7 protein-coding genes are annotated in these 7401 nt (G+C 59.0%); 6 read left to right on the top strand and 1 reads right to left on the bottom strand.

Annotation, left to right across the window (positions count from 1 at the left end):
- The coding region (locus AC1DRJ_RS15800) for a class II fumarate hydratase (protein WP_477802984.1) at positions 1-1152 on the bottom strand (1152 nt) is incomplete at its 3' end.
- Positions 1153-1344: 192 nt separating this feature from the next.
- On the opposite strand from AC1DRJ_RS15800, the gene AC1DRJ_RS15795 reads away from it, so the two are divergent.
- The 6 genes from AC1DRJ_RS15795 to AC1DRJ_RS15770 all read left to right on the top strand — a co-directional run.
- Complete coding sequence (locus AC1DRJ_RS15795) at positions 1345-1866, top strand: DUF2059 domain-containing protein (protein WP_007945799.1); 522 nt, start codon at positions 1345-1347, stop codon at positions 1864-1866.
- 12 nt (positions 1867-1878) lie between these two features.
- Complete coding sequence (locus tag AC1DRJ_RS15790) at positions 1879-2178, top strand: BolA family protein (protein ID WP_477802983.1); 300 nt, start codon at positions 1879-1881, stop codon at positions 2176-2178.
- 174 nt (positions 2179-2352) lie between these two features.
- Entirely contained in the window at positions 2353-3294 is a 942-nt protein-coding gene (gene trhO / locus AC1DRJ_RS15785; protein WP_477802982.1) for an oxygen-dependent tRNA uridine(34) hydroxylase TrhO, read from the top strand.
- 3 nt (positions 3295-3297) lie between these two features.
- Complete coding sequence (locus AC1DRJ_RS15780) at positions 3298-3936, top strand: DsbA family protein (protein WP_477802981.1); 639 nt, start codon at positions 3298-3300, stop codon at positions 3934-3936.
- Positions 3929-5746 (top strand): ABC transporter ATP-binding protein, encoded by a 1818-nt coding sequence (locus AC1DRJ_RS15775; RefSeq protein WP_477802980.1) that lies wholly within the window; start codon positions 3929-3931, stop codon positions 5744-5746. The genes AC1DRJ_RS15780 and AC1DRJ_RS15775 overlap by 8 nt, the downstream gene beginning before the upstream one ends.
- Positions 5747-5885: 139 nt before the next feature.
- On the top strand, positions 5886-7401 hold a 1516-nt coding region (locus tag AC1DRJ_RS15770), incomplete at its 3' end, for a diguanylate cyclase domain-containing protein (protein ID WP_477802979.1).

The raw sequence follows: 7401 nt of genomic DNA, 5'->3' as shown, positions 1-7401 counted from the left end.
GTGCTGCTGGAAGTTGCTGCAGCCATCCCCCAGCAGGCGGATCGATTGCAGCAGGTTGTGGATGATCACCGGTTTGAATACGTTCAATTGCAGGTGCCCCTGACTTGCCGCGAACCCGATGGCAACGTCATTGCCCATAACCTGACACGCCAGCATCGACAGCGCCTCGCACTGCGTCGGATTGACTTTGCCCGGCATGATCGAGCTGCCCGGTTCGTTGGCTGGCAATTTCACTTCGGCGAAACCGGCCCGGGGGCCGGAGCCCAGCAGGCGCAGGTCGTTGGCGATTTTCATCAGGGTTACCGCCAGGGTCTTCAGCGTGCCTGAAAGCGTCGTCAACGGTTCATGACCGGCCAGAGCGGCGAATTTGTTCGGCGCGGTGACGAAGGGCAGACCCGAGAGGGCGGCCAGTTCGGCAGCAATCGCTTCGCCGAAACCGTGTGGCGAATTCAGGCCCGTGCCGACGGCGGTGCCGCCCTGAGCCAACTCACACACGGGCGGCAGCGCGCTGCGGATCGCCCGCTCGGCGTAATCCAGTTGCGCGACGAACGCCGAGACTTCCTGGCCGAAGGTGATCGGTGTGGCGTCCATCATGTGCGTACGACCGGTCTTGACCAGTTTCATGTGGCGCGCCGCCAGCTCGGCCAACCCGCCCGACAGTTCGCTGATGGCCGGCAGCAAATGTTGCTGCACCGCTTGGACAGCTGCGATGTGCATGGCGGTGGGAAAACAGTCGTTGGAGCTTTGCGAGCGGTTGACGTGATCGTTGGGGTGCACGGGCGACTTGCCGCCGCGCGGGTTGCCAGCCAGTTCGTTGGCGCGACCGGCAATCACTTCGTTGACGTTCATGTTGCTTTGGGTGCCGCTGCCGGTCTGCCAGACCACCAGCGGGAACTGGTCGTCGTGGTCGCCATCGAGCACTTCGTCGGCGGCCTGTTCGATCAACCGGGCGATGTCGGCGGGTATGTCGCCATTACGGTCATTGACCCGTGCCGCGGCTTTCTTGATCAGCGCCAGGGCATGCAGCACCGCCAGCGGCATTTTTTCGTTGCCGATAGCGAAGTTGATCAGCGAGCGTTGCGTCTGAGCGCCCCAGTAGGCTTCATCCGGGACTTCCACCTGGCCAAGGCTGTCGGTTTCGATACGGCTCATCATGCACACTCCTGTAGGTCTGATAGCGCAGTTTAGGCTCTGATCGACAGCTGTGGTTCCATCTGACCGGTTTTTGCCCTTTCAACCCCTCTAATTCAGGCCCGACAAGGCTTGGGGTTGAGCGACACACTTTTTTAGGCGCAGAATGGACGCCCTTGGGGTTTTACCTCGCCTGCTAGAAAAGGAAACTCGATGACTCGTCTTCGTGCCATCTGTACCGCGGTTGCACTGGTCTGCGCCAGCGGCCCAGTTTTTGCCGATACCGCCAGCCACAACGCTAGTGCCGAAGCTTTCCTGACCCTGGCGCACGCTGACAAGTTGGGCACTCCGGTGTACATGCAAGTGCAGCAAATGTTCGCTCAGCGCTTTGCACAGACCAAAGCGCCTGAATCGAAAAAAGCCGTGCTGGAAACGTATCAGGCCAAAGCCAACACCGCGCTGGACCAAGCCATTGGCTGGAACAAGCTGAAGCCGGAAATGGTCAAGCTCTACACCTCCAACTTCAGCGAGTCCGAGCTCAAGGACCTGGTTGCGTTCTACCAGTCGCCGCTGGGCAAGAAAGTCCTGGAAAAAATGCCACAACTGACTCAGCAATCGGCCCAGATGACTCAAGCCAAGCTGGAAAGCGCGGTGCCTGTGGTCAACAAGCTGTTGGCTGACATGACGGCCGAGCTGGAGCCTAAAGGCGCCGCTCCAGCCAAGAAAAAGCCTTAAGCGGAGTTCGGTATGACCATGCAACAACGCATTGAATCGACGCTGGGCCTGTTACAGCCGCAGCATCTGCAAGTGCTGGATGAAAGCCACATGCACAGCCGTGGGTTGCAGACCCACTACAAGGCCGTGGTGGTCAGCCAGCAGTTCGAAGGGCTGAACCGGGTCAAGCGTCATCAAAAAGTCTACGGCACGCTCGGCGAGCTGATGGGCGAGTTTCACGCGTTGGCGCTGCATACCTACACGCCTGAGGAATGGGCACAGATCGACGCGGCCCCGGCCTCACCGACCTGTGCAGGCGGAGAGAGGCAGTAAAAACAGCTACAAGCTGCAAGCTGCAAGTTTAGGGGGCTACCTTGAGCTTGTAGCTCGAAGCTTGCCGCTTAAAGCTGCTCCTTTGCTACAATCCGCAACGCGCCGCTCACCCGGCGCGTTTTTTTTTCGCATCCGGTTCACCCTTTGCGAGGGTAGCCACCTGGAGAATCACCCATGACACAACAGATTGTCGTGGCGGCACTGTATAAGTTCGTCACCCTGGAAGATTACGTCGCCCTGCGCGAGCCACTGCTGCAAGCAATGGTCGACAACGGCATCAAAGGCACGCTGCTGATCGCCGAAGAAGGCATCAACGGCACCGTGTCCGGCAGTCGTGAAGGCATCGACGGGCTGATGGCTTGGCTCAAGAACGACCCACGCATGGACGACATCGATCACAAAGAGTCGTACTGCGACGATCAGCCGTTCTATCGCACCAAGGTCAAGCTCAAGAAAGAAATCGTTACCTTGGGCGTTGAAGGCGTGGACCCGAACAAAAAGGTCGGCACCTACGTTGATCCTCAGGATTGGAATGCGCTGATCAGCGATCCGGAAGTACTGTTGATCGACACCCGTAACGATTACGAAGTCTCGATCGGCACCTTCGAAGGCGCTATCGACCCGAAAACCACCAGTTTTCGCGAATTTCCCGACTACATCAAAGCCAACTTCGACCCGGCCGTGCACAAGAAGGTCGCGATGTTCTGCACCGGCGGCATCCGCTGCGAGAAGGCGTCGAGCTACATGCTCAGCGAAGGCTTCGGTGAGGTCTATCACCTCAAGGGTGGCATTCTGAAGTACCTCGAAGAGGTTCCGCAGGAAGAGACCAAATGGCAGGGCGACTGCTTCGTGTTCGACAACCGCGTGACCGTACGTCATGACCTCAGTGAAGGTGACTACGATCAATGTCATGCCTGCCGTACGCCGATCAGCGTTGAAGACCGCGCTTCCGAGCATTTCGTGGCCGGCGTCAGCTGCCCGCATTGCTGGGATACGCTGAGCGAGAAGACCCGCCGCAGTGCCATTGATCGGCAGAAGCAGATCGAACTGGCCAAGGCTCGCAACTTGCCGCACCCGATCGGCTACAACTACAAGCAAACCCCTTCCGAGGCTTGAACTATGTCTGCGCGCCGCCTGCTCTATGTAATGGATCCGATGTGTTCCTGGTGCTGGGGCTTTGCGCCAGTGGCTAACGCCTTGGTCGAACAGGCGCACGCGGCGGGCGTAGAGGTGCATTTGATCGTTGGGGGGTTGCGTACCGGCAGTGGTTCGGCGCTGGAGCCGACCACCCGACGCTACATTCTTGAACATTGGCAAGCTGTCACCGAGGCCACCGGCCAACCGTTCAAAACCGAAGGCGCGTTGCCGGAAGGCTTTGTCTACGACACCGAACCTGCATGTCGGGCTCTGGTGACTGCGCGCAGTCTGGCGCCGGATTGCGCGTGGAAACTGCTGGGCCTGATTCAGCATGCGTTCTACGTCGAAGGTCGCGACGTCACCCACGCCAGCGTGCTGGTGGAGCTGGCCGAGCAGGCTGGTCTGCCGCGCATCGAATTTGCCGCTGCATTCGACCGTGCGGATATGCACACCGCCACGGCGGCCGATTTCACTTGGGTCCAGGACCTGGGCATCGCCGGTTTCCCTACGCTGTTGGCTGAGCGTAATGGTCAATTGGCGTTGCTGACCAATGGCTATCAGCCCCTAAGTGAACTGTCCCCGTTGCTCGGCCGCTGGCTGGAGCGCGCTGCCTGTGCATGATGTGCCCGATGACGCCTCGGCTCCCAAGCGTGTCGATCGACTGAGCTGGGCCGAAATCCGCCGACTGGCCCTGCACCATAAAAAATCTCTGTGGATCGCCAATGGCGTCGCCGTGCTGGCGACCTTGTGCAGCGTGCCGATTCCGTTGCTGTTGCCGTTGCTGGTGGACGAAGTATTGCTGGGGCACGGCGATGCCGCGCTGAAGATCATGAACCACGCCCTGCCCGAACACTGGCAGAAAGCGGCGGGCTACATTGGCCTGATGTTGCTCGTGACCTTGTTGCTGCGCTGCGGCGCCTTGTTGTTTAACGTGGTGCAGGCAAAATTGTTCGCGGCCTTGGCCAAGGACATCGTGTATCGCATTCGCACCCGACTGATCGAGCGGCTCAAGCGCATTTCCCTGGGCGAATACGAAAGCCTGGGCAGCGGCACGGTGACCACGCACATGGTCACCGACCTGGACACGCTGGACAAATTCGTCGGTGAAACCCTCAGTCGTTTCCTCGTGGCGATGCTGACCCTGGTCGGCACCGCGAGCATTCTGGTCTGGATGCACTGGAAGCTGGCACTGCTGATCATGTTGTTCAATCCGTTGGTGATTTACGCCACGGTGCTGCTGGGCAAGCGGGTCAAACACCTGAAGAAACTCGAGAACGACAGCACCTCGCGCTTCACCCAGGCACTGACCGAAACCCTCGATTCGATCCAGGAAGTGCGCGCGGGCAACCGCCAGGGATTCTTCCTCGGTCGACTGGGCCTGCGGGCCCGGGAAGTGCGCGATTACGCGGTCAACTCGCAATGGAAAACCGATGCTTCGAATCGTGCCAGCGGTTTGCTGTTCCAGTTCGGCATCGATATTTTTCGCGCGGCAGCCATGCTCACCGTGCTGTTCTCCGACCTGTCCATCGGCCAGATGCTGGCGGTGTTCAGCTACCTGTGGTTCATGATCGGCCCGGTGGAACAACTGCTTAATCTTCAATACGCCTATTACGCCGCCAGTGGTGCGCTGGCGCGGATCAACGAGTTGCTGGCCAGGGCCGATGAGCCGCAATACCCCGGTGGCGTCGACCCGTTTCAGGGCCGTGACACCGTGGGCATAGAAGTCCAGAGCCTGAGTTTCGGTTACGGCGATGAATTGGTGCTGAACAAGATGGACCTGTCCATCGCCCCCGGTGAAAAAGTCGCGATTGTCGGCGCCAGTGGTGGCGGCAAGAGCACGTTGGTGCAATTGTTGCTGGGCTTGTACACTCCACAGGCCGGGACCATTCGCTTCGGCGGCTCGACGCAACAGGAGATCGGCCTGGAAACCGTGCGCGAAAATGTTGCGGTGGTCTTGCAGCATCCTGCTTTGTTCAACGACACCATCCGCGCCAACCTGACGATGGGCCGTGTGCGCAGCGACGAAGCCTGTTGGCAAGCACTGGAAATTGCGCAGCTGCACCACACGGTTCGAGCGCTGCCCGACGGCCTCGATAGCATCGTCGGACGCTCCGGTGTGCGTTTGTCCGGTGGTCAGCGCCAGCGCTTGGCGATTGCACGAATGGTCCTGGCCGAACCCAAAGTGGTGATTCTCGACGAGGCCACTTCCGCGCTGGACGCCRCCACCGAATACAACCTGCATCAGGCGCTGGCGCGGTTTCTCAGCCATCGCACCACCTTGATCATCGCGCACCGGTTGTCAGCGGTGAAACAAGCCGACCGGGTGCTGGTGTTCGATGGCGGACAGATTGCCGAGGATGGCGACCACCAGCAATTGATCGCTGAGGGTGGTTTGTACGCCAAGCTTTATGGGCATTTACAACAGCTATAACGCCGTGTGCCGCTCAATACGCCTTTGTCAGTTCAGGTATTGATGTTGATGGTTTGCTTGCCGGGATCGAGATCGCGCCCTAGTCTGGCGGTAGCGATCACGTTGGGATGATGATCTGGCAGTGCTAAAAAGGGACCTCATGAATCAAACCCGGACTCTCGGAACGCCACGGTTGTTGGGCATTGTCTGGCCATTTATTGCCGTCGTGCTGTTTCAGGCCTTGTTGGGGGGCGTCAGCCTGTACGTTCTGTCGGCAGTACGCGGCTATGTTGCCGGTGAAAGCCTGTGGTCGAAGGGGCAAAAAGACGCCATCTATTACCTCAATCTCTATGCGGACAGTCGCGACGAGGCGATTTTCCTCAAATACCAGAACGCCATTGCCATACCTCAGGGTGGTCACGAGTTACGCCTGGCGCTGGATCACCAGCCACCGGAAATCGAAGCCGCACGAGTGGCGATTCTCAAGGGGGGCAACCACCCTGACGACGTTTCCAGTCTGATCTGGCTCTACCTCAACTTCCGGCATTTCTCATACCTTGAAAAAGCCATCGACCTCTGGACGGTGGGTGACGCGTACCTGCTGCAACTCGACAATGTTGCGCAAGAGATGCACCAGCGCGTTGCCGACAGACAGGTCACGCCCGCTGATCTGTGGCGCTGGAAAGACCAGATACTCGCCATCAACGATGCAGTAACGCCAGCCGCCAAAGCGTTCAGTGATGCATTGGGCGAAGGCTCGCGCTTGATCCTCCAATTGCTGCTGGTGACCAACCTCGCCACGGCGTTGAGTTTGATTGCGCTGGCGTTGCTGCGTACCCATAAGTTGCTCAAGCAGCGCCATGAGTTCGCCGAAGCGCTGCAACTGGAGAAAGACCGGGCGCAGATCACTCTGCAATCCATTGGCGACGGCGTGATCACTACGGATGTCGACGGCGCAATCACCTACATGAATCCCGCCGCCGAGGCGCTGACTCACTGGAAAGCCGAACAGGCGACGGGTTTGCCGCTGGCGGCGCTGTTCAATCTGCTGGATGAAAACGCTCAGGCTGATGGTTTCACGTTGATCGAACATATTTTGAGCGGTCAACTCGGTGGTGGCAGCGAACATTCCAAGCTGATTCAGCGACTGGATGGCAGCACGGTTTCGGTAACGTTGGTGGGTTCRCCGATTCGCAATGCGGGCAAGGTCAGTGGCACTGTGCTGGTGTTGCATGACATGACACAGGAACGCCAATACATTGCCAATCTGTCCTGGCAGGCGACTCATGACGCCTTGACCGGGCTCGCCAACCGCCGCGAGTTCGAGTTTCGACTGGAGCAGGCACTGCACAACCTGACACGGTATACCGGGTGCCATGCCCTGATGTTTCTCGATCTGGATCAATTCAAACTGGTCAATGACACGTGCGGTCATGCAGCGGGCGATGAACTGCTGCGGCATATCTGTGCGTTGCTGCAGTCCGGTTTGCGCGAAGGCGACACCTTGGCTCGGCTGGGTGGCGATGAGTTCGGCATACTGCTGGAAAACTGCGCACCGGACGCTGCCGAGAAGGTTGCCGAAAGTTTGCGCATGACCGTGCAAAACCTGCACTTTGTCTGGAAAGGCCGACCCTTTGTCACCACGGTGAGCATCGGGTTGGTGCATGTCGCGCAAC

This window comes from Pseudomonas sp. P5_B2 (genome assembly GCF_056400445.1).
This window is presented reverse-complemented; position numbering and strand designations above follow the sequence as displayed.

What these genes read in the sequence shown, in the direction of transcription:
- AC1DRJ_RS15795 (WP_007945799.1), top strand. Translation starts at nt 1,345, where the DNA reads ATGACTCGTCTTCGTGCCATCTGTACCGCGGTTGCACTGGTCTGCGCC.
- AC1DRJ_RS15790 (WP_477802983.1), top strand. Translation starts at nt 1,879, where the DNA reads ATGACCATGCAACAACGCATTGAATCGACGCTGGGCCTGTTACAGCCG.
- trhO (WP_477802982.1), top strand. Translation starts at nt 2,353, where the DNA reads ATGACACAACAGATTGTCGTGGCGGCACTGTATAAGTTCGTCACCCTG.
- AC1DRJ_RS15780 (WP_477802981.1), top strand. Translation starts at nt 3,298, where the DNA reads ATGTCTGCGCGCCGCCTGCTCTATGTAATGGATCCGATGTGTTCCTGG.